Genomic DNA, 25,436 nt, shown 5'->3' on the forward strand with positions numbered 1-25,436 from the left:
GCCTCCGAAGCCGGCCGCCGATTCATGTTGGCAGCGGGCGGGTGTTGAGAAGGGTGGCGTCTTGCAGGCCTTTCATGCGGGTCAGACGCAAGGCGTTCAGTACCACAGTCAACGAACTGATGGACATGCCGATCGCTGCCCAGATGGGGGTGATCCAGCCGAGCGCTGCGAAGGGCAGCATGAGGCCATTGTACAGGCCTGCCCACAGCAGGTTCTCAATGATTACCCGGCGGGTGCGCCGCGCCAGGCTGAACGCGTGCACCAGCGCTTGCAAGCGGTTGGACAGCAGCACTGCGTCGGCGGTGGTCTTGGCCAGGTCGGTGGCTGAACCCATGGCGACACTGATATCTGCTGCGGCCAGTACCGGTACGTCGTTGACCCCGTCACCGAGCATCAACACTTTGCGACCTTGCTGGTGCAGCGCTTGCAGCACCTGAAGTTTATCGTCCGGGCGCAGACCGCCACGGGCTTCGTCGATTCCCAGCTCGGCTGCTACGCTGGCGACCATCGGAGACGTGTCGCCGGAGAGCAGCAGGGTCTTCCAGCCGCGCGCCTTGCACGCTTGCAGCAGTGCGGGAGCATCGGCACGCAGGCGATCATCGAGGACGAACCATGCCAGGGCACCCTGAGTGTCGCCAAGCAGTAGCCACTGGCCGGCTTCGTCGGGCGTCGATGGCAGTGCGCAGGCGCTGAGCTCGCAGACAAATCCCGGCTGGCCGATGCGCAAGCGCTGTTCGCCGACCAGGCCTTCCAGGCCAAGGCCCGGCGTGCTGTGGACATCTTCAGCGGCCACCGGCGCGCGCCCAAATGCCCGTGCAATAGGGTGTTCGGAGCGATTTTCCAGGGCTGCGGCCAGGCTCAGGCAACGATCCGCATCCAGTTCCCCCAGAGGGCGGATGGTGCGCAGTGCCAATCGACCTTCGGTGAGCGTACCGGTCTTGTCGAAAATCACGGTGTCGATCTGGTTCAGACCTTCCAGCACATGACCGCGGGTTAACAATAGGCCCAGTTTGTGCAGAGTGCCGGTGGCGGCGGTCAGCGCCGTGGGCGTTGCCAGCGACAGCGCGCACGGACAGGTAGCGACCAGCATGGCTAGCACGATCCAGAAGGCCCGAGATGAGTCGAGTTCCCACCAGATCAGACCGATAACGGCGGCGGCAATCAGCGACAGCAGCAGAAACCATTGGGCGGCGCGGTCGGCAATTTCCGCTAAACGGGGTTTTTCAGCTTGGGCGCGTTCCAGCAGGCGGACAATGGCTGACAGGCGTGTGTCGTGACCCAAGGCCAGAACTTGCACGGTCAGCGCGCCTTCGACATTGAGTGTGCCTGCGGTGACCGCGTCGCCTACGGTTCGCGGCTGCGGCAGGTATTCGCCGGTCAGCAGTGATTCATCGATGCTGGACTGGCCCTCGAGAATCTTGCCATCAGCTGGCAATATGGCGCCGGGATGCACCAGCACCCGGTCGGTCAGGCGCAGTTCGCTGAGCAGGATTCGCTCGCTTTGACCGTCGGCGCTGAGCCTCAGGCAAGAGGCGGGCAGTAAATTGACCAGCTGTGCCGTGGCTGCCGCCGTGCGTTCGCGTGCGCGGCGTTCCAGGTAGCGGCCGGCCAAGAGGAAAAGGGCGAACATGCCGACTGCATCGAAGTACAGTTCGCCAACGCCAGTGATCGACGTCCAGATACCGGCGATATAGGCGCTGCCGATGGCGAGGGAAACCGAAACATCCATGGTCAAGTGGCGCGTACGTAGATCGCGCACGGCACCCTTAAAGAACGGTGTACAGCTGTAAAACACGATAGGCGTGGTGAGGAACATCGCGACCCAGCGCAGGATGGTGTGCATCTGCGGGCTGAGGTCGATATTGAATTCCGGCCAGGTGGCCATGGTTGCCATCATCGCCTGGAACCATAGCAACCCGGCAACGCCGAGTTGGCGCAAGGCCAGACGGTTTTCGCTGGCCAGTTGCTCGGTGGCGCGGTCGGACTGATAAGGGTGTGCGGCATAGCCGATGCTGCGTAATTCGCTGAGTACCTGGCTCAGCGCCAGCTGGCTATCGGCCCATCGCACATGCAAGCGATGGTTGGACAGGTTCAGTCGGGCTTCGGCCACGGCAGGTAAACTGCGCAGATGACGCTCGATCAGCCAGCCACAGGCGGCACAGCTGATACCTTCCATGAGCAAAGTCGCTTCGGCCTGTTCGCCTTCATGGCGCACAAAGGGTGCCTGTACGTCAGGGCGATCGTACAGGGCCAGTTCGTCGACCAATTGCACGGGCAACGTTTCCGGGTTGGCCGACGCTTCACTGCGATGGCTGTAATAGCTTTCCAGGCCGCCAGCGACAATAGCCTCTGCCACTGCCTGACAACCTGGGCAGCATAGCTCGCGGGTTTCCCCGAGCACGACAGCCGTGAAGCGGCTGCCAGCAGGAACCGGCAGCGCGCAATGGTAGCAGGGGGTTGGCGTGGTCATTGCGTCAGATCAGTTTTTCAGGTCTTCCGCGCCCTGGAGTGGCTCGTCGCCCAGCAACAGCTGTTTCCCGTTGAGCACTTGCTCTTCTTCGAACATGCGCCAGGTTTGGCCATTCTGCACGCCGAGGAGTTCGACAAAGCGCCGACCTTCGACCTTGTCGCTCAATTGGCCGATGTAGCGGCCAGGCTCGGACGCACTGCGGGCCAGGATGATCTTGCGATCCTTTTCCGGTTGCGTCGGCGAGATCAGGTTGAGTTCCACGGTTTCCGGCTGGCTGTCACCCGTCAGCCGCAGCTCGGTTTCACCTGTCAGCTCATCCAGGTGCACCGCGGCGCGCAAGTTGAGGCTCTTGGCTAACAGTTCACGGTCCAGCGAGCGATTGATGCCTTTGCCAGCCTCGTAATAATTATCGTTGACCAGGTTATCCGGGTTATTGATGGCGATCGTCACCATCGACAAGGTCAGCGTCACCGAACAGGCGAGGATGCCGATGATTATCCATGGCCAAAGGTGCTTGTACCAAGGGCTAGAGGCGTTTGCTACGGACATGACTAACTTCTCTTAGCGAATTTGCGGGCCGATGAAACGGCTCTTGGCTTGAACGTGGGTGCCACTGTTGTCAGTATCCTTGAGGGTGAAAGTCACCTCGTTGGTACTCGACGGCAGTTGCTCCGGTGCGCTCGATAATTCGACCGGCACGCTGATGATCTCACCCGCTTGCACCTTGAATTCGCGACGACCTTGCAGTTTCAGGTCAGGCAAGCCAGAGGCATCGAGAGTGTAGGTGTGATCGACCTGATCCTTGTTCATGACCTTGAGGCTATAAACGTTTTCGATCCGGCCTTCTGCGTTCTCGCGATATAGCACGCGGTCCTTGCTGACGTCGAAACCAACCAGCGGACGCATGAAAAAGGCGGTCGCCAGCAAGCTCATCATCACCAGCAGCACCACAGCATAACCAATCAGGCGCGGACGCAGTTTGTGCGTTGTCTGCCCGGACAGGTTGTGTTCAGTGGTGTAGCTGATCAACCCGCGTGGGTAGTTCATCTTGTCCATGATGGTATCGCATGCATCGATACAGGCTGCACAACCGATGCATTCGATCTGCAGGCCGTCGCGGATGTCGATGCCGGTCGGGCAGACTTGTACGCACATCGTACAGTCGATGCAATCCCCCAGACCCTGTGCTTTGTAATCGATATCCTTTTTCCGTGTGCCACGTTTTTCGCCGCGACGTGGGTCGTAGGACACGATCAGGGTGTCTTTGTCGAACATCACGCTCTGGAAACGCGCATACGGGCACATGTAAATGCACACTTGTTCGCGCAGCCAGCCCGCGTTGCCATACGTGGCGAGGGTGAGGAAGCCGACCCAGAAATACGCCCAGCCATCAGCCTGCCCAGTGAAAAAATCAATGGTCAGGTCACGGATAGGGGCGAAATAGCCGACGAAGGTCAGGCCCGTGGCGAAGCCAATGATTAGCCACAAGCCGTGCTTGCTGAGCTTGCGCAAGAACTTGTTGCCGGACATCGGCGCTTTGTCGAGCTTGATGCGCTGATTACGATCACCTTCGGTGACCTTCTCGCACCACATGAAAATCCAGGTCCAGACGCTTTGCGGGCAGGTATACCCGCACCACACGCGCCCGGCGAATACGGTAATGAAGAACAGGCCAAAGGCACTGACGATCAAAATGCCGGAGAGCAGGATGAAATCCTGCGGCCAGAACGTGGCGCCGAAAATGTAGAACTTACGCTCTGGCAGGTTCCACCAGACGGCCTGATGGCCCGCCCAGTTCAGCCAGACCGTACCGAAGTACAGCAGGAATAGCCCGGCACCGCCCATCATCCGCAAATTGCGAAACAGGCCGGTGAAGGCACGGGTATAGATTTTTTCACGGGAAGCATAGAGATCGACACCGCTGCTGTCTTTTTTAGGCGGCGGAGTGACATTGTGTACCGGAATCTGGTTGCTCATTAGTGCGTCCCACGGCAGTGGAAAAAGCCTCAGCCAGTGCGTGCCGACTGTGGTCAAAAGAGTGTCGCTAAGGCGCCAATGATACGCCTCTCGCTCTGGCCCGGGGGTGCGACCTTTGGTCGCGTTGGGTGAAAGCGAATGTTGGTGTAATGACCTGAATCAATTGACTTATGGATTATGGTCGGTTTTGACGGGTAGGGCGTAATGATAGAGGGGAATATACCGCGATTTCGCGAATGTGTTCGCTCCCGCAGATTACTCACCCGTACGCGAATTTATTCTCGAAGGGGTCTGTATGGCTAAATCATCAGACAGCTAAAACCACAACGGCCCCGCCAGTTTTCACTGGCGGGGCCGTTGTGTGTTGCGGTCACGCGTTCGCTTTACTCAGCGGCAGCAGCCTTGTCTCCATGGGAGAGGCTGTAGACGTAAGCAGCCAGCAGGTGAACCTTGTCATTGCCTTGCAGCAATGCCTGAGCAGGCATCTGGCCCTGACGGCCGTAACGGATGGTCTGCTGCAGTTGCGCGAAGCTCGAACCGTAGATGAATGCCGCCGGGTGAGTCAGGTTAGGTGCGCCCATTGCAGCGGTGCCTTTACCTTCCGGACCGTGGCATGCCACGCAGTTGGTAGCGAACAGTTTCTGGCCAGCAACCGGATCGGCGTTAGCGTCTTCAGGCAGCTTGCGGCCATCCAGTTGGGTGGTAACGAACGCTGCGACGTCGCGTACGCCCTGGTCACCAATGACCGGACCCCAAGCAGGCATGACCGCATGGCGGCCACCCATGATGGTGGTCTTGATGGTTTCCGGTTCACCCCCCCAACGCCAGTCTTCGTCGGTCAGGTTCGGGAAGCCGTAAGCACCTTTGGCGTCGGAGCCATGGCAAACTGAGCAGTTGGAGGCGAACAGTCGGCCCCCCATCTTCAAAGCTTGCGGGTCTTTGGCGACTTCTTCGATCGGCATGGATGCGAATTTGGCAAAAATCGGACCAAATCGAGCATCCGATTTAGCCATTTCTTTTTCCCATTCGTGCACGCCAGTCCAACCGGATTGGCCATTGGCGAATTCGGTTTTCTTGTCGTTGTCCAGGTAGGAATAGCCAGGCAGCAGGCCTTTCCAGTTACCCAGACCCGGGTAAAGCACCAGATAGCCCAGCGCGAAGATGATGGTGCCCACGAACAGCATGAACCACCATTTTGGCAGTGGGTTGTCGTATTCCTCGATACCGTCGAAGGAATGGCCCACTTTTTCTTCTGTCGCTTCGCTGCGCTGGCCCTTGCGGGTGGACAGCAGCAGCCAGGTCAGGGCGAAGATGGTACCCAAACTGAGGACTGTGACGTACAGACTCCAGAAAGTAGTCATTCTTTGTTACTCCTAGAAGCTTGCTCTTGCTCAACGTGCTTGATGGCTTCGGGGTCATCCGCGAAGGGCAGCAAAGTTGCTTCGTCGAACTCTGCCTTGCGTCGTCCGCTGAATACCCACAATGCCAGGCCGATAAAAGCCACCATCACTACGACGGTGCCCAGGCCGCGAATCATCCCCATATCCATCAATATCACCGTTTGCTTTTGATGATGGTGCCCAGACCTTGCAGGTAGGCGACCAACGCATCCATTTCAGTTTTGCCTTTCACAGCAGCACTTGCACCGGCGATGTCTTCGTCGGTGTAAGGGACGCCGAGCGTACGCAAGACTTCCATTTTTTTCGGGGTGTCCTTGCCGTCGAGCTTGTTTTCTACCAAGAACGGGTAGGCAGGCATTTTCGACTCGGGCACTACGTTGCGCGGGTTGTACAAGTGCGCGCGCTGCCAGTCATCGGAGTAACGACCGCCGACGCGGGCCAGGTCCGGACCGGTACGCTTGGAACCCCACAGGAACGGGTGGTCCCAGACGCTTTCACCAGCGACCGAGTAGTGGCCGTAGCGTTCGGTTTCAGCACGGAACGGACGGATCATCTGCGAGTGGCAGCCGACACAACCGTTGGCGATGAAAACATCGCGGCCTTCGAGTTCCAGCGCCGGGCGAGGCTTCATGCCTTCAACCGGCTTGTTGGTCACGTCCTGAAAAAACAGGGGGACGATCTGGGTCAGGCCGCCGATGCTGACGGCGATAACCATGAAGAAGGCCAGCAGGCCGATATTCTTCTCGACTACTTCGTGTCTCATCAGTGAGCTCCAACTACAGCGATCTGAGCGGCGGCTTCAGCTTCAGCCGGGTTCGAGGCGCGTACGGTGCGGAACACGTTGTAAGCCATGAACAGCATGCCGCTGGCGAAGAATGCACCACCCAGTGCGCGGACGATGAAGCCCGGATGGCTGGCTTGCAATGCTTCGACGAAGGAGTAAGTGAGGGTGCCGTCGTCGTTGATCGCACGCCACATCAAACCCTGGGTGATGCCGTTGACCCACATCGAAGCGATGTAAAGAACGGTACCGATGGTAGCCAGCCAGAAGTGGGTGTTGATCAAGCCAACACTGTGCATCTGAGGGCGACCGAAGATTTTCGGGATCATGTGGTACAGCGAACCGATCGAGATCATCGCTACCCAGCCGAGAGCGCCGGCGTGTACGTGGCCGATGGTCCAGTCAGTGTAGTGAGACAGCGAGTTGACGGTCTTGATGGCCATCATCGGGCCTTCGAAGGTCGACATGCCGTAGAACGCCAGCGATACGACCAGGAAGCGCAGAATCGGGTCGGTACGCAGTTTGTGCCATGCACCTGACAGCGTCATCATGCCGTTGATCATGCCGCCCCAGCTTGGCGCCAGCAGAATCATCGACATCGCCATGCCCAGCGACTGAGCCCAGTCTGGCAGAGCGGTGTAGTGCAAGTGGTGCGGGCCTGCCCAGATGTACAGGGTGATCAGTGCCCAGAAGTGCACGATCGACAGGCGATAGGAGTAGATCGGACGCTCGGCCTGCTTCGGAACGAAGTAGTACATCATCCCCAGGAAGCCGGTGGTCAGGAAGAAACCTACCGCGTTGTGGCCGTACCACCACTGGATCATCGCATCAGTCGCACCGGAGTAGGCCGAGTAGGACTTGAAGAGGGTCACGGGCAGCGACGCGTGGTTGACGATATGCAGCATCGCCGTCACGAGGATGAAGGCGCCATAGAACCAGAGGCCCACATAAATGTGCTTGGTTTTGCGCTTCATGATGGTGCCAAAGAACACCGCAGCGTAGGTTACCCAGACGATGGCCAGCAAAATGGCGAGAGGCCATTCCAGTTCGGCGTATTCCTTAGTAGTGGTGTAGCCCAGCGGCAACGTGATGCCTGCGCCGACGATCACTGCTTGCCATCCCCAGAAGTGGAAGGCGGCCATGCTGTCGGAGATCAGTCGCGTTTGGCAGGTTCGCTGCACGACATAGTAAGAAGTGGCAAACAGTGCACAACCACCGAAGGCGAAGATCACCAGGTTTGTGTGCAGCGGGCGTAAGCGTCCAAAAGTCGTCCACGGAAGGCCGAGGTTTAACTCGGGCCAAACAAGCTGTGAGGCGATAAAGACACCAAGCCCCATGCCAAGGATCCCCCAGACCACCGTCATGATGGCGAACTGGCGGACTACCTTATAGTTATAAGCAGTCGGACTGATTGCTGTGCTCATTCTAAGGTTCCACGGTTTGGGTGTTTTTTAGGGATAAAAAAGCGGCCGCAGTATGGAGAAAGCGAGTTGCCATTGCAATGCGATCAACGCCTTGCAACCGCTTCCTGAAGCTGATTCTGCGGTCATTTCAGCACGGTCAGGGAGCTGTCAGGCGCAGTGACGAAATGCCGCAGTGGACGAAAAAAAGTGAGGGTTCCAGGCTGGCGGAATGCAGCGGGAAAAGGACGAAACAAAACGCAAAACCAACAACCCGCGGACCATAGCCGCTGTAGATGAGCTTTTTGCGCAAGTTATCGAGCACAATCGCCGAAAACATTCGTATCACTTGACCTGTGGCCCACTGTTGGCAGTCCACTATGCTGGCAAGCTTAGTCCTGAATGTCGGGAGTGGGAAGGTGTACTAACGACGGGTGCGACACTTGGTCGCGGAGGGAAAGGAGTTGCCGCTCCTGTAACAGGAGCGGCATTCACGCACAGCCCAGAGATTGTCCGGGTTGCTGAATCGTTATTGTGCCTTGGCTGTTGGCGCCTCTTGCTGAGCAGTACCCTGTGACAGGCTATAAACATAGGCGGCTAACAACTGCACCTTGTCATTGCCCAGCTGCTCGTTCTGCGCTGGCATCTGACCTTGACGACCATAACGGATAGTCTGCTGCAACTGGGTCAGACTGCTGCCGTAGATGAAACCGGTCGGTTGCGTCAGGTTCGGCGCCCCCATCGCTTGCGTGCCTTGACCTGTTGCGCCGTGGCAGGCTACGCAATTGGTGTTGAACACTTGCTGTCCGGCTTCGACATTGGCGGTTTCATCGGCTGGCAATGGCAGTCCTGCGAGGGAGTGACGTACATACGCTGCGACGTTTTTCACCCCTTCCTCACCGAGAATCGGACCCCAGGCTGGCATGCCGGCTATACGGCCACCCATGATGGTGGTCTTGATAGTGTCGGCGCTGCCGCCCCATCGCCAAATGGTATCTGTCAGGTTGGGAAAGCCATAGGCCCCCCGAGCATCCGAACCGTGGCAGACGGCGCAGTTGGAGGCGAACAGACGTCCGCCCATCTTCAGCGCTTGTGGGTCTTTGGCGACTGCTTCCACGGGCATGGCAGCAAATTTGGCGAAAATAGGCCCAAACTTGGTGTCAGCCTTGTCCATTTCCTTTTGCCACTCATTGACACTGGTCCAGCCATTCGCATAGCCGGGGAGAATGCCTTTCCAGTTGCCCAGGCCTGGGTAGAGGATCAGGTAGCCGACCGCGAACACCAGAGTTGCGGCAAACAACATGAACCACCATTGGGGCAGTGGGTTGTCGTACTCCTCAATGCCGTCGAAGCTGTGCCCCATGGTCTGATCGGTACTGCCTTTGGTTTCGCCCTTACGGGTGCCGATCAGCAGCCACGTAAGGCCGATCAGGCTGCCGATGGTCAGTACACAGATGTAGGTACTCCAAAATGTGGTCATGGCTGGGTACTCCGCTCAACAGGGTGCTCTACAACAGATTGTTCTTCAGCGTGAGATGGCAGCGGTTCGTCCGCGAAAGGCGCCATGCGCGCTTCAGCGAACTCCGGATTGCGTTTACTGTTGAAGACCCAAAAGGCCAACCCGATAAATGCGATTGCCACCACCAGCGTGCCAAGACCGCGTAAGTCTCCGATATCCATGGCTTACCTCTTGCTCTTGATCGAGGTGCCGAGTACCTGCAAGTAGGCAATCAGTGCATCCATCTGGGTTTTGCCTTTGAGCGTTTCAACGGCCCCGGCGATGTCGGCGTCGGTGTAAGGCACGCCGAGGCTGCGCATGGTTTTGAGCTTGGTTACGGTGTGGCTGCTGTCGACAGGTTCGTTCACCATCCATGGATAGCCAGGCATTTTCGACTCAGGCACCACGTTGCGCGGGTTGTACAAGTGCGCGCGCTGCCAGTCATCGGAGTAACGCCCGCCGACCCGTGCCAGATCAGGCCCGGTACGCTTGGAGCCCCACAGGAACGGATGGTCCCAGACGCTTTCACCGGCGACCGAGTAGTGCCCGTAGCGTTCTGTTTCAGCACGGAACGGACGGATCATCTGCGAGTGACAACCCACACAGCCGTTGGCGATGTAGACATCGCGACCTTCCAGCTGCAGCGCGGTGTAGGGCTTCATGCCTTCAACCGGCTTATTGGTCACGTCCTGAAAGAACAGCGGGACGATTTGTGTCAGGCCACCGATGCTCACAGCCAAGACCATCAACAACATCAGCAGGCCGACGTTTTTCTCGATTGTTTCGTGTTTCATGGCGAACTCCTCAGGCCATCTGCGCTGCGGCGGCAGCTTCGGCAGGCACGCAGGCCCGTACGGTGCGCCAGGTGTTGTAGGCCATCAGCAACATACCGCTGAAGAAGATCGCGCCGCCCACCAGCCGCACGATAAAGCCAGGATGGCTGGCCACCAGGGTTTCGACGAACGAGTAAGTCAGCGTGCCGTCTTCGTTGACTGCGCGCCACATAAGGCCCTGAGCGATACCGTTGACCCACATCGAGGCGATGTACAGCACGGTGCCGATAGTTGCCAGCCAGAAGTGGGCGTTGATCAAGCCGACGCTGTGCATACGTGGCCGGCCGAAGATTTTCGGGATCATGTGGTACAGCGCACCGATGGAAATCATCGCCACCCAACCCAGAGCGCCCGCGTGCACGTGACCGATGGTCCAGTCGGTGTAGTGGGAGAGGGCGTTGACGGTCTTGATCGCCATCATCGGACCTTCAAAGGTCGACATGCCGTAGAACGCCAGTGACACGACCAGGAAGCGCAGGATCGCGTCGTCGCGCAATTTATGCCAGGCGCCCGAGAGCGTCATCATGCCGTTGATCATGCCGCCCCAGCTTGGTGCCAGCAGAATCAGTGACATAACCATACCCAGTGACTGAGCCCAGTCCGGCAGCGCGGTGTAGTGCAGGTGGTGCGGGCCAGCCCAGATATACAGGGTGATCAGCGCCCAGAAGTGCACGATCGACAGGCGATAGGAATACACCGGCCGTTCAGCTTGCTTAGGAACGAAGTAGTACATCATCCCCAAAAAGCCTGCGGTCAGGAAAAAGCCTACGGCGTTGTGTCCGTACCACCACTGCACCATCGCATCAGTCGCCCCGCCATACACGGAGTAGGACTTGGTCAGGCTGATGGGTATCTCCATGTTGTTGACGAGGTGCAGAATCGCCACAGTGATGATAAAGGCGCCGAAGAACCAGTTACCGACATAGATGTGCTTGGTGTTGCGCTTCTTCAGCGTGCCGAAGAAGACGATGGCGTAGCTGACCCAGACGATGGTGATCAGAATATCGATCGGCCATTCCAGTTCGGCGTATTCCTTGGAGCTGGTATAACCCAGCGGCAAGGTAATGGCGGCCAACAGAATCACCAGTTGCCAACCCCAGAACGTAAACGCCGCCAGTCGGGGCGCGAACAGTTGGGTCTGGCAGGTGCGTTGCACCGAGTAGTAGGAGCTGGCAAACAGCGCACAGCCGCCGAACGCGAAAATCACCGCATTGGTGTGCAGTGGACGCAAACGACCGAACGTAGTCCAGGGCAAGTTGAAGTTGAGTTCAGGCCAAACCAATTGCGCGGCGATAAAAACGCCGAGCCCCATTCCGACGATGCCCCACACCACCGTCATAATGGCAAATTGGCGGACCACCTTATAGTTGTAGGCGGTACTGTTAGTTGTGTTCATTTAGGTGTGTTCCCATCTTCTTTGGTCCGGATCAGAGGTCCGAGTCATAGCACCGAGTTATAGGCAGACTAATCAAAAGCGAGGTAAGCATGAGAGAAGGGCTAAGTGCCGGTATTGACGGGGATCAATGTGAACTACTGGCGCGAACTAATGGCTGGTTGTGGAGTCTGGCTCCGAAGAGGGTTTTTGACACGTCGCCGACCCTGATCCTGGCCCATGGCGCAGGCGCACCCATGGACAGCGAATTTATGACCGACATGGCTGCACGCCTTGCCGTGCGGGGTGTCAACGTGATGCGCTTCGAGTTTCCCTACATGGCTCAACGACGCCTCGACGGCCGCAAACGTCCCCCCAACCCGCAAGCGCAATTGCTCGACTGCTGGCGGCAGGTCTATGCCCAGGTGCGACCACACGTCGCTGGACGCCTGGCTGTCGGGGGTAAGTCCATGGGCGGACGAATGGCCAGTCTGGTGGCTGATGAGCTGGGCGCAGATGCGCTGGTGTGTCTGGGTTACCCGTTCTATGCCGTGGGCAAACCGGAAAAACCTCGGGTGGCGCATTTGGCTGAATTGAAGACGTCAACCTTGATCGTGCAGGGGGAAAGGGACGCGTTGGGGAATCGGGAGGCGGTAGACGGGTATGAATTATCCAGCGCTATCGATATTTATTGGGTGCCGACAGGCAATCACGACCTGAAACCGTTGAAGTCGGCGGGTGTGAGTAGCGATGCGGTGTTGGATCAAGCGGCCGAAAGGCTGGTAGATTTTTTGATGAAGTAGTCCGTTTAAAGTACTAAGCCTGCGGCATCGCAGGCTTAGTACTTGGAACTTAGTCGTTCAATCAGCCCTTCATGCCGAACGCGTGAGCCGCTTCCCCGCCAAAACCGACGTCTTTGAGTGCTAACGTTCGGCCATCCCGGGGAAAAATCGCCCAGCGTTTACCTAAACCGGCAACGTCCGCAGCCCAAGCGCGGCTATCTCGGCCTGCTTCGTAGCTGAGTCCCGGATCACCGCCGTAATTGGCACGTAATGTATTCCAGTCGGCCAACGAAGGCATGTGCGCACCCGCGCTGTTTACCGGTTTCATAGCTTCGGTGTAGGTGTGGAAGATGAAATACACAAACGTCAGGACATTTGAGGTTTTTACGTTATAGCTGACGCGTTGACCCGCGCTGTCAGTGACGATGATGGCGGCAGCGCCATTGCTGACCGAGATGACTCGTCCCGTTGCGTCGACCTCCGCAATCGTTGGTGCGCTGGACTCGTAACGGTAAGGTGCGACCCCACCCGAGGCCACTCGCTGCGCGAACGCTCCGGCAGGTGGAAACTTAGGCGTGGACGCTGCTCGCAAGTGCCGAGCGCTCAGCACCAGTTCAGAGGTGTCGATGATCAACGGAGGCTTGGCACCGGCCACGACCTTGAACGCAGTCGCCGGCGAAACCAGCGGCAAAGCATTATTACGAGTCACCTCGTAAGTGACCTGAACGGCACCATCGGCGCTGCCGATCACAACGGATTTGGGCACGACGAATTCAATATTAGCCGCAGTGCCAGCCTCCTTCGCAGGGGTTACGTGGTTTTGAGGTCCGTCCCATTTAACGACGATGCTGTCTTTTTCATCGATGCCGGTGTAACGGGGGACTGTTATCAATACGCCATAACCAGGTACGTTTTCCAGGGTCATGATGTTATTAACGTCTACACCTGCGACAGCCGGCTTGGGAAGGTGAGAGAGGGCTGTGTCGATCAGCAGATCAAGGACGTTTGACTGTTCAATCGTGCCGTCGACGCGGGTGACTACATAATAAATCTGCACCTTATTGCCGAGGTCATTGGCAACTATCGTTCCCGAAAAAATCACCAACAACTCTTGTCCTGCTTGACTGGCGGAGATGGCTTTATCTTTAGCGTACCTCCCGCCCGGCGATTGCCATGACACGGTCACGAAGTCGCCTTCCTTCAGATTCGCGCTGGCGTCAATGACCACTGTTGCTCCATTGAACGTATCGACAGGGTCAAGGGTGCCATCTTCTTTGGCTTCCTTGACCGTTGGATCGGGCAGGGGAGTGATGACCGTGGCGCCGATTTTGAGTAGCAGCGTTTCCGAGGCAAGCGTGCGATTACCACGCACCACCTCATACCGCACAGCAACGCTGCCATCGAGGTTGGCGTCCACATAGTGCTTTTTGACCCGGAAAATGACGTCCTTGCCCAACATGCCGCTGTTGAGTGTTGTGCTAGTGCTGTAGCTGGCGTCCGGCGTGCTGCCATCCCAATGCAACGTGACCTTGTCCAGCGGCGCCATGCCCGCGTATGGCCTGACACGAACCACGGCCTCTAGCACGATGTCCGCCGGATCAAGCACAGCATCTGCACTTGCGCCATCGACAGAGGGGGACGGTAACAATGCGCCCCCGTCAGTGCCGACTTGCACCTGCAGCGAAGGCGATTTGAAAAACGCCCGGGCGAATGTAGTCACCGTGTAATAAAGTTCAAGCGTACCGCCCGCCAGCGCACTGACTTTATCGTCAGGGATCAAGAACGCCACCGTTTGCCCAACGTCATCACTGTTGAGGTTTTTCACCTCTTCATGAATCACATTGGCACCGCTGGCGGTCTTGCCCATCCACACCAGAGTGACGTCATTGCCATCGGCCATGAAGTAATACGCTGGCACTTGGGCGATGACATTGTGCGCCGTCGGGTCGAGCACACCGTTATTCTCCTCCGCAGCAGGCAACTTCGGTGGCGCCAGCACCTGAGCCTCACCCACGATGGTCAGCGGCAGGCTCTTGGAGCGCTGCTCCTCGCCGGACACTTTCCTGACCTTGTACTTGAGCCGCGCCCGGCCTTGGGCAATCGGCTCGAATTGTTCATTGGGAATCAGGAACTGCACAAACCCGATGGACGTGCCCACCGGTTTCATCTCGATATAAGGGTCCAGCCCCAACCCTTCCGCCGTGTTGCGCTCGACGGTGAAAGTGATTTCGTCTGTGGCATTGATCCCCGGATAAGACAACACCAACGCCTGCACATCGGCACCGGCGAGGGTCTCCAGGTTCAGCTCCATATTGGCCGCTTGTGGGGCGACCGGGGCGGGAAGGGTGGAGTTGCCAGCTTCGACTTCGACATACGTGGGGAGGGAAAAGCGCGACCAGTTGTTTACGGTGTCACGAACTTCGTACATTCCCACCAGTGTGTCGGAGTCACCCGCGCCAATAATGGTTTCTCGGGGGATCGACACGCTAATGAGTTGATCCGCCGCTGGAAGCTCATCCAGCGAGTGCCTCACGGGTGTTCCGTGCCAGAAAACGGTGATCGCATCGTTGATCTCCATGTTTTGATAGGCTGCGATATTGACCGTCACCTGATCGAGGTCTCCGTTACCGATAGTGCCCTCGGGCGTTATCGTGCACAGGCTCAGGTTCTCATTGATATAAGGCGTGTCAGGCGTGTTATCAATGCCGCCGGGGACCGTCAGTTTTACGGTTATTGGCAGGCGTTCGGATTTATTGAACGTGCCGCCCACCAGTCTTTTTACCGTATACCAAGTGTCTACCCGATAGTGTGGATTAATGTCCGCAGGTGGCACGATGTACCGTTGATCCACCGGCAGCGTGACAAAAGAGCCCGTCCCTTCGGCAGTATCGCCAGGTTTAACTGTGTAATTAGCAATCGATCCTTCCTGGTCGCCCCAAAACAACTCGATGTAGTCACTGTCCATCATGCCAATATAGGGACCGATCCGGATCAGTACAGGGACCGAAGGATCTAGCGTATCGAGGTGACCGATGCCACTGGGGTCGTTAGTGCTGTGCAGCTTTGGTTTTGCCAGCAATGTTGTCTGTTTTAAAGAATCCATGTCGTTACTCACAGGGTCAGTATTAGTCACAATGAAAGTGGGCCGCTGTTCGGCGGCCCACACGCGAGATCAAGGCTTTGCACAGCCTTCGCCAGGGGTGACCATGTCAATAAAGACTTTTGCAATACCGGAAGTAGCAGGGCCGGTAATACTGTTGATTTTAAACATGGCTTCGGCGCGACCGAAACAAATCAGACGCAGGTTCGCATCCGGCACGGTGAACTCGTAATCTTCGCGAGTTTGTTGTTCGGTCAGTGGCTCAGTGGTAAAGGTGTACGTTGCTTCTGGAACTTGCGGGCCTTCGAACAAACCTTTCCATCCCAGGAATGTAAAGTTCAATACGTCGCCCGTTTTAATATTCTCGTAAGGCTTGACCAATAAAGTGGCACCATCGGGGTTGAGGATCGCCCCAATACCGCCGTTTTCAGTCACTCGCTGGAATTCCGGTGGCTGCAGACCGTTTTCGCCGCCTGGCAACTCGCCCTTGCGTCTCACAATCACGCTTTGAGACGCCGAGTAGGTTGTGTTGGGATTACCCGTATGCGTCACGGTGTAATTGACCCGAATGTCCGTGCCGGTGCCTTCGTTAGAGATCAACGCGTTAGGAACCGTCAACGACAGGTCTGCTGCTGCCGTGACATCGGAAAGCTTGATCCGATATAGCACCGGCACCGGCTGCTGCCCCCAGAACAGGCTGATTTGATCGTCCTCAATAAACCCGCTTTTCCAGGCGATGATGGCAGTGGCCGGTTGCAGGTAATCGTTTTCGTCGATTACGTTGTCGGTATCGTCGGGGTTGGTGCTGGCCCCACGGATGATCGGTTTTTCAGGACTCACAGGACCTGGAAGATCCAGCACGACATTGACGGTCTTCACTGCGGAAGTGCCAAACAACAGGGTGTTGCGACGCACTTCGTAGTACACGTCTACGTCGCCATCAGGTGTTAATGCGACGGTGGCGTAGTTCACCAGCAGGGTGAAAATAGGGTCTTCGTTTTCGTCTCCTGCCTCAACAGACTGCATCGGCAGGCTATTGGCACCCCAATACAGCGTGACCTCATCACCCGGTTGCACACCGTCGTACGCAGGAATGTCTACGCTCACAGACTGCTTCGCGTCGGCATCGCTGATAACACGGTCATCGGCTTGAGCGATAATCGGCGCGGGCAGATCGACTGCGGATTCATGCAGTGCAAGTTGGAACGCCACCGGTTCTGAATCCACTGAAATGTTACCGGCACGATCAGTGATGACGTAGTACACGTCATCTTTGATATCGCCCAATGCTTCCAGATATACGCGGGTAAACCCGATCATGATCCGCTCAGGCTGCGTGCCACCGCCGGGTACTTCGGCCTGTTGCACGGTATGTTCCGGACCTTTCTGGCCAGCCCAGTAAGTCTGGATGACATCACCCAGTTTGATGTCGAAGTAGGCCGGTACTTCACCGACCAACACATCCGCCATCGCGGTCAGTTCGTCCGAGGTCAGGCCATCATTGACGACCCTCGGGAAAATCAGCGGCGACAGCAGCGAACCGCCTGGCGCCTGTCGGTCGAACACGATCGGAGTTGCTGCCGACACATTGGGCGTACCACCAATAAAACGCCGAGAGAGGTACGCCAGCGTGTGGTTACCGTCCTGCGCGCCGGTCAAACTATCAACTGGAATATCCAGGGTCAGTTCAGTGCCCGGGATCGGGTTCGCCGGAAGTTGTCCTTGCACGCCGACAAGTACGTTATCCAGCAGCAATTGGTAGTAGTCACCCTCGACAGCATCGTCCCATACAGGGAATGTTACAGGGATTGGTGCGGTCAATAGTGCAGCCGGTAAAAGACCGTCGACCAATGCAGTGGGCAGTACCGGTGGAACTAATGCACGCGGTGCGCGATGTGAATGACGGCGAATCAAAGCATTTGAAGTACACATGGTTATTCTCCTGAGTGAATGCGCGGTATTCTGCTGAAGAGCAGTTTTCCGCGTTTTTTTGGCAATAAAAGCCCGACAACTTTTAGGGTTAAAGTTGCGTGGTTAACGATGTATAGGGCCCGTTATCACGCGGGATAATGGCGGTTAGATAAACGGTGTAAAGGCTTTATCTGTCATTGAACTAATAGAGATTTTCGTGACCTGTCAACAGTGGGTGGTAAATAAATAGTTTTTTCTTATCTGTTGAACGAGCAAGCGCGTTCAGCACCCCGGCGCAGGCGTGCGCATATCGACATAAGTGCCTGCCTTTAATGAACTCGCCTGCCCATGGGTATTGATCACCTCGTAGCGCGCTTCCGCTCGACCCCGCTGGATGGCCATCAAACAGGTGTGGGCAATCATGAACCGGCAGCCTTTGAGCAGGTCATTGTCGCTCACCACCTGTTCCTGACGGTCCGACGCGGCCACCACCGGATCACCGCCACTCATGGCGTCGAACCCGGTGAACGACAATTGAATAACATCGCCGACCTGCATGTTCCGGTAGGGGTTGATGTGCACTGCGGTGCCGTTCGGGCTGCCGTCCGGGCTGCCTGCCGGTTCCAGCGTGCAATACGCATTGGCCTGGATAAACAGCGGCGCACCGAGGCCGGTTTCACCGCCCGGCAATTGTCCTTTCGACACCAGCTTCACCGGTTGGCTTGGCGAATATGAGGTGTTGGGGTTGCCCGCATGCGTCAAGGTGTAACGCACTGAAACCGGCTTGCACACGCCTTCAGCGGTGATGACCCGATTGGGCAGGCAGATCAGCAGATCGGTTGCTGTATCAACGTCGTTCTGATTGATTGGCCGAACCACCGGCACGGTCGAGGCGCCCCAGAACAGATTGATCAGGTCGCAGCGCTTGAACCCCCCACGCCAGGCAATCACCGTGTCGGCGCTGAGCAGGTAATCGTCTTCATCAAGGACGTTGTCCTGTCGATTGGCGTTATCGCTTCTGCCTTTAATGACCGGCGCGGCCAGCGCTTCGTTGATCAAGGTGTGCGGCGAGTCGTCCTGCGGGCCCGGCACTGTCAGAAACACCTGCACCTCCAGGCTCGGCGAGGTAGCGAGCAATTGCCCTTCGCGGCGTACTTCATAGCGAACCTCGATCTTGCCATCGCCGGCCTGCACCAGACTCGGATAGGCCACCGCCATGGAGAACAGCACCGCTTGGCCGAGCTCAGCGGCAGTCAGCCGATACTCGGGTAAGGCTACGCTGCCCCATAGCAGGGTTATGGCGTCCCCGGCCTCGGCATGGGTGTACGCCGGAATATCCACCCGCACCATCGGTGTCATCGATCAGCCCATCGTCGGCCTGCGGCACCATGGGTGGCAGCAGATCGGTCGGGGTATTTTTGATGCGCAGCACAACGCTGGCCGCTTGCGACACCACCGAGGTATTGCCTGCGCGGTCGGTCACGGTGTAGGTCACTGCGACCTCGCCATCCTCCAGCGACTCCAGATAGGTGCGGTCGAAGCTCAGGCTGATGGCCGGGTCGGTCAGTTCTTCCGCCAGCACCGTATGGACCGGTCCTGGCTGGCCCGCCCAATAGCTGCGAATCACATCCCCCCATTTCATGTCGAAATACCCCGGCACGTTCGCCACCAGCACGTTGCCCATGGCCGACAGTTCGGCGGAGGTCAGGCCGTTTTCACTTTCGCTCGGGAACATCAGCGGTGCGAGTGTGCCGCCGCCGGGAGGGGTACGGTCAATGATGACGGGGGTGGAGGCAGATACATTGGGGGTGCCGCCGATGAAGCGCTTGGTGTGGTAAGCCAGCGTATGAGCACCCTCTTCCCAGCGATCAGAAATAAAAATTTCAAACGTCAGTATTTCACCGGGCGTCGGATTGCTCCCTAGCTGCTTTTGTTCCCCCTTCAGAGCATTATTAATGAGCAGTTGGTAATAATCACCCTCCATCGCATCCGGCCAAGTTGGAAAGCTGACAGTGATAGTGCTCTCTAAATCCCGACGCTGTAAAAGTCCATCCACAGGGTCAGCAATTGAAATGGTGGGCAGCTCCATGGAAGTTTCTCTAGTGCCAGCTGTTTGGTTGTCGTAGTTTTGCATGTTGACTCTCCTGATGGTTTGAGACACCTGTCGCTGTCGCGTCATCGATAGCGGCTCATAAGCGTTCGTCTGAAAGCATTGCGTTGGAAACAGGCCCCACAGCCATCGGGTGGTACATAGTTATGGGGGTGCTGTCTAAAATCGAACCAATAGCAATTGAATGTGATTGTCAATCGCTCGAATTTTATTTAATAGAGCTCGTCTCAGGCGCCCAAACGGAATACCCGCTGTCTGTAAGACTCATATTTCAAATTCTTCAGATGCGTCCTACAAGGATAATATCCATAACGCTCTTCAGGACTGAATGCGAACTCTAAAATAGGGTCAGTTCATTTTATGAAGGAGTTGCATATTGAAAAGGATTGGTTCGTGCCGCCCGATTTTTCGGATAGGGCTGGGGGCGGTAGGCGTTTCATTGGGCGCTTCGTTGAGCCTGTACGCTGTCGCTGAGGACGCTATGGCTGATGCTGCGTTAGTCCGTTTTCCCAGTGCGCCTAATGGAAATCAAGTGTTGGCGAGAGACCCTAAAACATCGAGGCTCTTAGTTGATGGCATTGTATGGAATGTGGATGGGGCGACGCCGCAAGATTCATATAATGTCCAGAATGGCGGTGTGTTGAACGTTAGCGGTGCTACTACTGGTTATATTAATATTAACGGCAGTACGCTTAATATGGAGTCAAGCACTGCCCGCGGTGACGTTAAATCTTTTGGTGGGGTGGTAAATATTAATCAATCCGTTGTTGTCAGCGATAGAGAAGCGTTGACCGTGATTAGGGGGGGTAATGCGATTTCCGTGGCAAATGTGAGCAATAGTTCACTTTCTGGTGGGGTTGGCGCCAATGTTGGTGGTAGAAGTGAACTGAATGTTAGTAATAGTCAATTGGCAGGGGTTGGTGGGGGTAGTTTTGGTGGATTGGGTGTAGTGCTTGCAGGTGCTACAGTAAACGCATCGAATGGTAGTTTAATTGTGGGCAGTAATAATGGCCTATTGATTTCCATTGATGTGGGAAATGCTACGGATGTGCCTAAATCGATCAATAGTGTAGTCGTTATAGATGGGTCTGAAGTTCAGGGTTTGAACGGTCCCGCAATCAAGGTCACAGCAACACCGCCCTCTATGGTGAGCGAGCCTATTGGTGCCGTCGCCGACATCACCTTTCAAAACCACTCAACCCTTTTGTCCGGTAACGGCAATCTGTTGGAAGTCGACGGCGACAGCACCGTAAAATTCACCGTCGACGACAGTACCCTTACTGGCAATCTGGTCGCCGATGACACCAGCACGCTGAATGTCACCCTGCAAAACAACGCGCAGCTCACCGGCGATGTGATCAACGGCAACAATTTGTCGATCAATTCCGGTGCGCAGTGGCAGATGGTGGGTGATAACGCAGTCAAGACGCTGAACCTCAACGGCGGCGGGGTGAACTTTGGTGCGGACGGGTTTCATACGCTGTCGCTGGGTGAGTTGTCCGGTAGCGGTGCATTTGCCATGAACATTGATCTGGATGCTGGTGTCGGTGACTTATTGGAGGTCAACGGCGAGGCCAATGGCGACTTCACGCTCAAAGTGAAGAACACGGGCGTTGAACCGGTGTCGCCCGACATTCAGCCATTGCAGGTGGTCCACACCGAAGGTGGCGATGCGCAGTTCATCCTGCTGGGCAATCGGGTGGATTTGGGCGTCTATTCCTACGAACTGGAAGAGCAGGGCACCGACTGGTTCATCGTCGGTTCGGGCAAAACCATCAGCCCCTCGACGCAGAGTGTGCTGGCCTTGTTCAATGCTGCACCCAATATCTGGATGAGCGAGCTGTCGACGTTGCGCAGTCGCATGGGTGAAGTGCGCACCAGCGGCGAGGGTGGCGGCTGGATTCGGGCGTATGGCAATCGCTTCAACGCCACGACCGGCGCAGGTGTCGATTATGAGCAGCGACAGAGCGGTATGTCGTTCGGTGCGGATGCGCCGGTTCCGGTGAGTAACGGTCAGTTGCTGATAGGGTTGCTCGGTGGGTATAGCAAGTCCGATCTGGACTTGAGTCGCGGCACCTCGGGCAATGTCGACAGCTATTACGTCGGCGCTTACGGTACTTGGCTGTCGGAGGAGGGCTATTACGTTGATGGTGTGCTCAAGCTCAACACCTTCAACAACGAGTCGGAGGTGGCGATGAGCGACCAGACTCAAGCCAAGGGCAGTTATAAAAACACGGGTATCGGTGGTTCGGTGGAGGTCGGCAAGCACATCAAGTTGGCCGATGACTTCTTCCTTGAACCCTTTGCGCAGATGGCGGCGGTGGTGATTCAGGGCGACCATTACACTCTGGACAACGGCCTGGAAGCGAAGAACAACCGCACTCAGTCGGTACTGGGCAAGGTGGGTACTTCGGTCGGCCGTAACATCGCGCTTAAGGATGGCGGTGTACTCCAGCCCTATGTGCGTGTCGCTGTCGCTCACGAATTTGCGCGCAGCAACGAGGTGACGGTCAACGACACCCGTTTCAACAATGAGCTATTTGGCTCGCGTGCAGAGTTGGGTGCAGGGGTGGCGGTATCGCTGTCGAAGCGCCTGCAAGTGCACGCGGACTTCGACTACATGAAGGGCAATAACGTCGAGCAGCCGTGGGGGGCAAACGTGGGTGTGCGGTATGCTTTTTGATGAGGTGAGTCCAAGCGCTTCGGGGTTCTGAAGCCAGCGTAGAAAAACCCCCGGTGATCACTCATCGGGGGTTTTTCTTTACACCCTCAATGCTGCGGCGGTGGGCGTCGCTGCTGTTTGCGTCTGATGGATCGTCCTCGGTTGCGTTGTTTGGCGCTGGATCGGTAACAGCTATGCACGTTCAGATAGAGGATCGCGGAGGTGCCAATCCGTTGTCCGTCGCGATTGATGTCGTAACACACTTCGACTTTGCCCTGCGGGGCAACATTATCTGTACTGTACGAGACCCATTGCATCCCAATGATCGGATCGTTGATGTGTTCTTCATCCAGCGTCTGGATAGGGTAGGTTCTGCTGCCCCACAGCAGGTGGAATTCATCCCCGGGTTGCAAATAGGACGAGCCAGGTATCAGTACGTTGATCCCGGCTTTCATCTGCGCTTCCGAGACTGACTTGGGGTTGATCCCTTCCAGGGAGGGTGGCTCCAGGTGGGTGGAAATGAGGATGGTAAGCTCGCCCGACGAGTTATCTTCAGCCCGTAGTACGCGGGCGTAGGTAAAGGCCATTTCCCCGGTTGACGAGGTCTTCGGAGCGCCGTCCGAACGTTCTGCCAGCAAGTGCGTTCCCAGAGGAGCGCCCGGTTTGGTGGGGCTGTCTCGCCGAGCCGGACGCGTAACCTGCGTCGTAGGCTTTTCAGGCTTGAAGGGAGGAGAGCCAGGCGGCTTTTGATCATCCATATTCAATACTCCTTACAGTGCGGACATAAATGTTGATAGTGCGGCGACACAATATTTATAAGCTGCAATGGCGATTTATTCCTGGAGCAATTACATTGCTTCGTGTAACGAGGCTCGGGGTTGGTCGGAAGACTACACGGTTGTTGCTTGGTTTTCTGCCATTGATTTCATGTTGTGAGCAATTGATGCTGTGTGTGACTCGTTAGTGTTAACTAGGTGCATGTCGACGTAATAGGGTATTCGCCGGGTTGTCAATCAGAGTGGCCCGTTCGGACAGTCAATTAGATGGGAAGGCGCAAGGAATGTAGGATGCAACCTACAGGTATGGATTAATTCCTACATATTTAAAGGAGAGTACTTATTTTTTATAATAAACAAAACCCAGGCGGATAATCCGCCTGGGTTTTTTTGGTGCGTGGAGGAAATGGAGGGAGAAGGAGTGTCTTGTAGTTGCAGCGTTAAGGTTACACAGTGCGAGGCGATGGATGTGTTGCCTGCGCGGTCAGTGACGAAGTAGTCAATTGTTGTTTTATTATCATTATTGGGTGGTAATTAGTTATTGTTTTCGCTGCCTTCAAATCAACTAATAGAGGTGGCAAGGTTCTGTCAAGCTGTTAGGGTGGGCCTGTCGTGTTGTTGTGGTCTGCAATCCGTTCAAATGCCGTATTTCAGAAGCATCCTACATTTCCCAAACGCCACCCAATAAAAAACCCCGACAAACAAAGTCTGTCAGGGTCTTTTTACAACAAATTACCTATTACCGATTAAAACGCTCCACCAGCGAATACTGAGACCGCGCGGTGCTGGTCAGCTCTTCGCTCAGTACGGCCGAGCGGCGGGCTTCGTCTGAGGTTTTATCGGCCAGTTCGGCGATGGTGGTGATCTTGCGGCTGATTTCCTCGGCGACGGCGCTTTGCTCTTCGGTGGCGGCGGCGATTTGGGTGGTCATGTCAGTGATGTTGGCCACTGCGTCGCTGATGCCCACCAGCGCTTTGTCGGCTTCCATAACCCGGGCGACGCCTTCTTCGGCCTGGCGATGCCCGGCGTCCATGGTTTGCACGGCATTGTTGGCGGTTTTTTGCAGTTTGGCGATCAGGCCATGAATCTGCCCGGTGGACTCGGTGGTGCGTTGTGCCAGTTGGCGGACTTCATCGGCGACCACCGCAAAGCCCCGGCCCATTTCCCCGGCGCGTGCCGCTTCAATGGCGGCGTTGAGCGCGAGCAGGTTGGTCTGGTCGGCGATGCCTTTGATGACGTCGACGACGCTGCCGATTTCGTTGCTGTCTTTGGCCAGTTGCGTCACGGTCAGGCCGGTTTCACCGACGGCGGTGGACAGGCGCTGAATCGCTTCGCGGGTTTCACCTGCGATATCACGGCCGCGACGGGTCAGTTCGTTGGCTTGTTGGGTGGCATCGGCCGTGCGTTGCACGTGGCTGGCGACTTCCTGAGTGGTGGCGGCCATCTGGTTGACGGCGGTGGCCACTTGCTCGGTCTCGACACGCTGACGCTCAAGTCCATCGGAGCTGGCGTGGGCGAGGGTGTCGGATCGGCGGGCCTGGTCGTTCAGGTCTTCGGCGGAAGCCTGCAAGCGGGTCAGGCAGGTTTTCAGGCGAGCCTGTTGGCTGAGGATCGACATTTCCAGGCGCGCTTGCGGCCCACGGCTATCGGTATACATTTGGGCGATCAGCGGGTCGGAGGTGGTTTGTTCGGCCAGCTTCAACAATCGCTTGATACCACGTTGCTGCCAGCTCAAGCCGAGCAACCCCAAGGGGACTGACAATGCAGCGGCGAGGGCGAAGCCCCAATTGGGGTTAAGCCAAGCGCCGATCATGAAGCTTAATTGGCTGACCAGGATGAACGGTATCCAGTCCTGTAGGACGGGTAGCCATTTGTCCCGACGAGGAATCGCCGATTTTCCGTTATTGATACGGGTGTACAAGGCTTCAGCGCGACGGATCTGCTCGGCGGTCGGTTTGACCCGCACCGATTCATAGCCCACCACCTGATCGTTTTCAAATATGGGTGTTACATAGGCGTTAACCCAGTAGTGGTCGCCGTTTTTGCTGCGGTTTTTGACAATTCCCATCCATGGCTGACCCTGCTTGAGGGTGTTCCACATGTGGGCGAAAACCGCCGAGGGCACGTCAGGGTGGCGGACGATATTGTGCGGCGCTCTAACCAGTTCCTCTGAGGTGTAACCACTAATTTCAACGAAGGCGTCGTTGCAATAGGTGATCACGCCCTTGGCGTCGGTGGTGGAGATCAACCGCTGTTGAGCGGGAAACGTCCGTTCGCGCTGGGTGATGGGCTGGTTATTACGCATGAGCTTTCGAGTCCGCTGGGCTTTGACGGGGTATCGGCCAAGGCATTGATAAATTGAGC

Annotated in this window: 19 protein-coding genes; 2 read left to right on the plus strand and 17 right to left on the minus strand. The window is 56.7% G+C overall.

Annotated elements, in window-relative coordinates:
- Window positions 1–22: 22 nt before the first annotated feature.
- The 11 genes from RGU44_RS03070 to ccoN (RGU44_RS03120) form a co-directional block, all read right to left on the minus strand.
- A complete protein-coding gene (locus RGU44_RS03070; protein WP_322215552.1) occupies window positions 23–2,470 on the minus strand; it encodes a heavy metal translocating P-type ATPase in 2,448 nt (815 codons plus the stop codon).
- A 9-nt stretch (window positions 2,471–2,479) separates the two neighbouring features.
- On the minus strand, window positions 2,480–3,019 hold the full coding sequence (locus RGU44_RS03075; protein ID WP_322179892.1) for a FixH family protein: 540 nt from the start codon (window positions 3,017–3,019) through the stop codon (window positions 2,480–2,482).
- A gap of 12 nt (window positions 3,020–3,031) precedes the next feature.
- On the minus strand, window positions 3,032–4,447 hold the full coding sequence (ccoG, locus tag RGU44_RS03080; RefSeq protein WP_322215554.1) for a cytochrome c oxidase accessory protein CcoG: 1,416 nt from the start codon (window positions 4,445–4,447) through the stop codon (window positions 3,032–3,034).
- A gap of 383 nt (window positions 4,448–4,830) precedes the next feature.
- A complete protein-coding gene (gene ccoP / locus RGU44_RS03085; RefSeq protein WP_322179890.1) occupies window positions 4,831–5,808 on the minus strand; it encodes a cytochrome-c oxidase, cbb3-type subunit III in 978 nt (325 codons plus the stop codon).
- Window positions 5,805–5,996, minus strand: coding sequence for a cbb3-type cytochrome oxidase subunit 3 (locus RGU44_RS03090; protein WP_219060523.1), 192 nt, complete (start codon window positions 5,994–5,996; stop codon window positions 5,805–5,807). The genes ccoP (RGU44_RS03085) and RGU44_RS03090 overlap by 4 nt, the downstream gene beginning before the upstream one ends.
- Window positions 5,997–6,001: 5 nt before the next feature.
- Window positions 6,002–6,610 (minus strand): cytochrome-c oxidase, cbb3-type subunit II, encoded by a 609-nt coding sequence (ccoO, locus tag RGU44_RS03095; protein ID WP_322179888.1) that lies wholly within the window; start codon window positions 6,608–6,610, stop codon window positions 6,002–6,004.
- A complete protein-coding gene (ccoN, locus tag RGU44_RS03100) occupies window positions 6,610–8,052 on the minus strand; it encodes a cytochrome-c oxidase, cbb3-type subunit I (RefSeq protein ID WP_322179887.1) in 1,443 nt (480 codons plus the stop codon). Before ccoN (RGU44_RS03100) ends, ccoO (RGU44_RS03095) begins: the two co-directional genes overlap by 1 nt.
- A 505-nt stretch (window positions 8,053–8,557) precedes the next feature.
- Window positions 8,558–9,508, minus strand: a complete 951-nt coding sequence (gene ccoP, locus RGU44_RS03105) for a cytochrome-c oxidase, cbb3-type subunit III (protein WP_322215556.1) — start codon at window positions 9,506–9,508, stop codon at window positions 8,558–8,560.
- Window positions 9,505–9,708 (minus strand): cbb3-type cytochrome c oxidase subunit 3, encoded by a 204-nt coding sequence (locus tag RGU44_RS03110; RefSeq protein WP_322179881.1) that lies wholly within the window; start codon window positions 9,706–9,708, stop codon window positions 9,505–9,507. Before RGU44_RS03110 ends, ccoP (RGU44_RS03105) begins: the two co-directional genes overlap by 4 nt.
- Window positions 9,709–9,711: 3 nt before the next feature.
- Window positions 9,712–10,320 (minus strand): cytochrome-c oxidase, cbb3-type subunit II, encoded by a 609-nt coding sequence (gene ccoO, locus RGU44_RS03115; protein WP_322179880.1) that lies wholly within the window; start codon window positions 10,318–10,320, stop codon window positions 9,712–9,714.
- 10 nt (window positions 10,321–10,330) lie between these two features.
- Window positions 10,331–11,755, minus strand: a complete 1,425-nt coding sequence (gene ccoN / locus RGU44_RS03120; RefSeq protein WP_322179879.1) for a cytochrome-c oxidase, cbb3-type subunit I — start codon at window positions 11,753–11,755, stop codon at window positions 10,331–10,333.
- A gap of 89 nt (window positions 11,756–11,844) precedes the next feature.
- Here ccoN (RGU44_RS03120) and RGU44_RS03125 point away from each other — a divergent pair, with 89 nt between their 5' ends.
- Entirely contained in the window at window positions 11,845–12,534 is a 690-nt protein-coding gene (locus RGU44_RS03125) for an alpha/beta family hydrolase (protein ID WP_322215558.1), read from the plus strand.
- A 61-nt stretch (window positions 12,535–12,595) separates the two neighbouring features.
- On the opposite strand, the gene RGU44_RS03130 is transcribed toward RGU44_RS03125, so the two are convergent.
- The 4 genes from RGU44_RS03130 to RGU44_RS03145 form a co-directional block, all read right to left on the minus strand.
- On the minus strand, window positions 12,596–15,616 hold the full coding sequence (locus RGU44_RS03130) for a hypothetical protein (RefSeq protein ID WP_322215560.1): 3,021 nt from the start codon (window positions 15,614–15,616) through the stop codon (window positions 12,596–12,598).
- Window positions 15,617–15,685: 69 nt separating this feature from the next.
- Window positions 15,686–17,545: an addiction module component gene (locus RGU44_RS03135; protein WP_322215562.1), complete on the minus strand. Its 1,860-nt coding sequence runs from the start codon at window positions 17,543–17,545 to the stop codon at window positions 15,686–15,688.
- Window positions 17,546–17,806: 261 nt separating this feature from the next.
- Window positions 17,807–18,883, minus strand: a complete 1,077-nt coding sequence (locus tag RGU44_RS03140; protein WP_322215565.1) for a hypothetical protein — start codon at window positions 18,881–18,883, stop codon at window positions 17,807–17,809.
- Window positions 18,768–19,658: a hypothetical protein gene (locus tag RGU44_RS03145; RefSeq protein ID WP_322215567.1), complete on the minus strand. Its 891-nt coding sequence runs from the start codon at window positions 19,656–19,658 to the stop codon at window positions 18,768–18,770. Before RGU44_RS03145 ends, RGU44_RS03140 begins: the two co-directional genes overlap by 116 nt.
- A gap of 673 nt (window positions 19,659–20,331) precedes the next feature.
- On the opposite strand from RGU44_RS03145, the gene RGU44_RS03150 reads away from it, so the two are divergent.
- On the plus strand, window positions 20,332–22,317 hold the full coding sequence (locus RGU44_RS03150; RefSeq protein ID WP_416194627.1) for an autotransporter outer membrane beta-barrel domain-containing protein: 1,986 nt from the start codon (window positions 20,332–20,334) through the stop codon (window positions 22,315–22,317).
- 86 nt (window positions 22,318–22,403) lie between these two features.
- Here RGU44_RS03150 and RGU44_RS03155 read toward each other — a convergent pair whose 3' ends face one another.
- Together RGU44_RS03155 and RGU44_RS03160 are read right to left on the minus strand one after the other, a co-directional pair.
- Window positions 22,404–23,054 (minus strand): hypothetical protein, encoded by a 651-nt coding sequence (locus RGU44_RS03155; protein ID WP_322179872.1) that lies wholly within the window; start codon window positions 23,052–23,054, stop codon window positions 22,404–22,406.
- 757 nt (window positions 23,055–23,811) lie between these two features.
- Entirely contained in the window at window positions 23,812–25,377 is a 1,566-nt protein-coding gene (locus tag RGU44_RS03160) for a PAS domain-containing methyl-accepting chemotaxis protein (protein WP_322215571.1), read from the minus strand.
- Window positions 25,378–25,436: the final 59 nt, after the last annotated feature.

Source organism: Pseudomonas sp. 5C2 (assembly GCF_034314155.1).
In the GTDB taxonomy this organism is placed as follows: domain Bacteria; phylum Pseudomonadota; class Gammaproteobacteria; order Pseudomonadales; family Pseudomonadaceae; genus Aquipseudomonas.

What these genes read in the sequence shown, in the direction of transcription:
- RGU44_RS03070 (WP_322215552.1), bottom strand. Translation starts at nt 2,470, where the DNA reads ATGACCACGCCAACCCCCTGCTACCATTGCGCGCTGCCGGTTCCTGCT.
- RGU44_RS03075 (WP_322179892.1), bottom strand. Translation starts at nt 3,019, where the DNA reads ATGTCCGTAGCAAACGCCTCTAGCCCTTGGTACAAGCACCTTTGGCCA.
- ccoG (WP_322215554.1), bottom strand. Translation starts at nt 4,447, where the DNA reads ATGAGCAACCAGATTCCGGTACACAATGTCACTCCGCCGCCTAAAAAA.
- ccoP (WP_322179890.1), bottom strand. Translation starts at nt 5,808, where the DNA reads ATGACTACTTTCTGGAGTCTGTACGTCACAGTCCTCAGTTTGGGTACC.
- RGU44_RS03090 (WP_219060523.1), bottom strand. Translation starts at nt 5,996, where the DNA reads ATGGATATGGGGATGATTCGCGGCCTGGGCACCGTCGTAGTGATGGTG.
- ccoO (WP_322179888.1), bottom strand. Translation starts at nt 6,610, where the DNA reads ATGAGACACGAAGTAGTCGAGAAGAATATCGGCCTGCTGGCCTTCTTC.
- ccoN (WP_322179887.1), bottom strand. Translation starts at nt 8,052, where the DNA reads ATGAGCACAGCAATCAGTCCGACTGCTTATAACTATAAGGTAGTCCGC.
- ccoP (WP_322215556.1), bottom strand. Translation starts at nt 9,508, where the DNA reads ATGACCACATTTTGGAGTACCTACATCTGTGTACTGACCATCGGCAGC.
- RGU44_RS03110 (WP_322179881.1), bottom strand. Translation starts at nt 9,708, where the DNA reads ATGGATATCGGAGACTTACGCGGTCTTGGCACGCTGGTGGTGGCAATC.
- ccoO (WP_322179880.1), bottom strand. Translation starts at nt 10,320, where the DNA reads ATGAAACACGAAACAATCGAGAAAAACGTCGGCCTGCTGATGTTGTTG.
- ccoN (WP_322179879.1), bottom strand. Translation starts at nt 11,755, where the DNA reads ATGAACACAACTAACAGTACCGCCTACAACTATAAGGTGGTCCGCCAA.
- RGU44_RS03125 (WP_322215558.1), top strand. Translation starts at nt 11,845, where the DNA reads ATGAGAGAAGGGCTAAGTGCCGGTATTGACGGGGATCAATGTGAACTA.
- RGU44_RS03130 (WP_322215560.1), bottom strand. Translation starts at nt 15,616, where the DNA reads ATGGATTCTTTAAAACAGACAACATTGCTGGCAAAACCAAAGCTGCAC.
- RGU44_RS03135 (WP_322215562.1), bottom strand. Translation starts at nt 17,545, where the DNA reads ATGTGTACTTCAAATGCTTTGATTCGCCGTCATTCACATCGCGCACCG.
- RGU44_RS03140 (WP_322215565.1), bottom strand. Translation starts at nt 18,883, where the DNA reads ATGACACCGATGGTGCGGGTGGATATTCCGGCGTACACCCATGCCGAG.
- RGU44_RS03145 (WP_322215567.1), bottom strand. Translation starts at nt 19,658, where the DNA reads ATGCAAAACTACGACAACCAAACAGCTGGCACTAGAGAAACTTCCATG.
- RGU44_RS03150 (WP_416194627.1), top strand. Translation starts at nt 20,332, where the DNA reads ATGGAGTCAAGCACTGCCCGCGGTGACGTTAAATCTTTTGGTGGGGTG.
- RGU44_RS03155 (WP_322179872.1), bottom strand. Translation starts at nt 23,054, where the DNA reads ATGGATGATCAAAAGCCGCCTGGCTCTCCTCCCTTCAAGCCTGAAAAG.
- RGU44_RS03160 (WP_322215571.1), bottom strand. Translation starts at nt 25,377, where the DNA reads ATGCGTAATAACCAGCCCATCACCCAGCGCGAACGGACGTTTCCCGCT.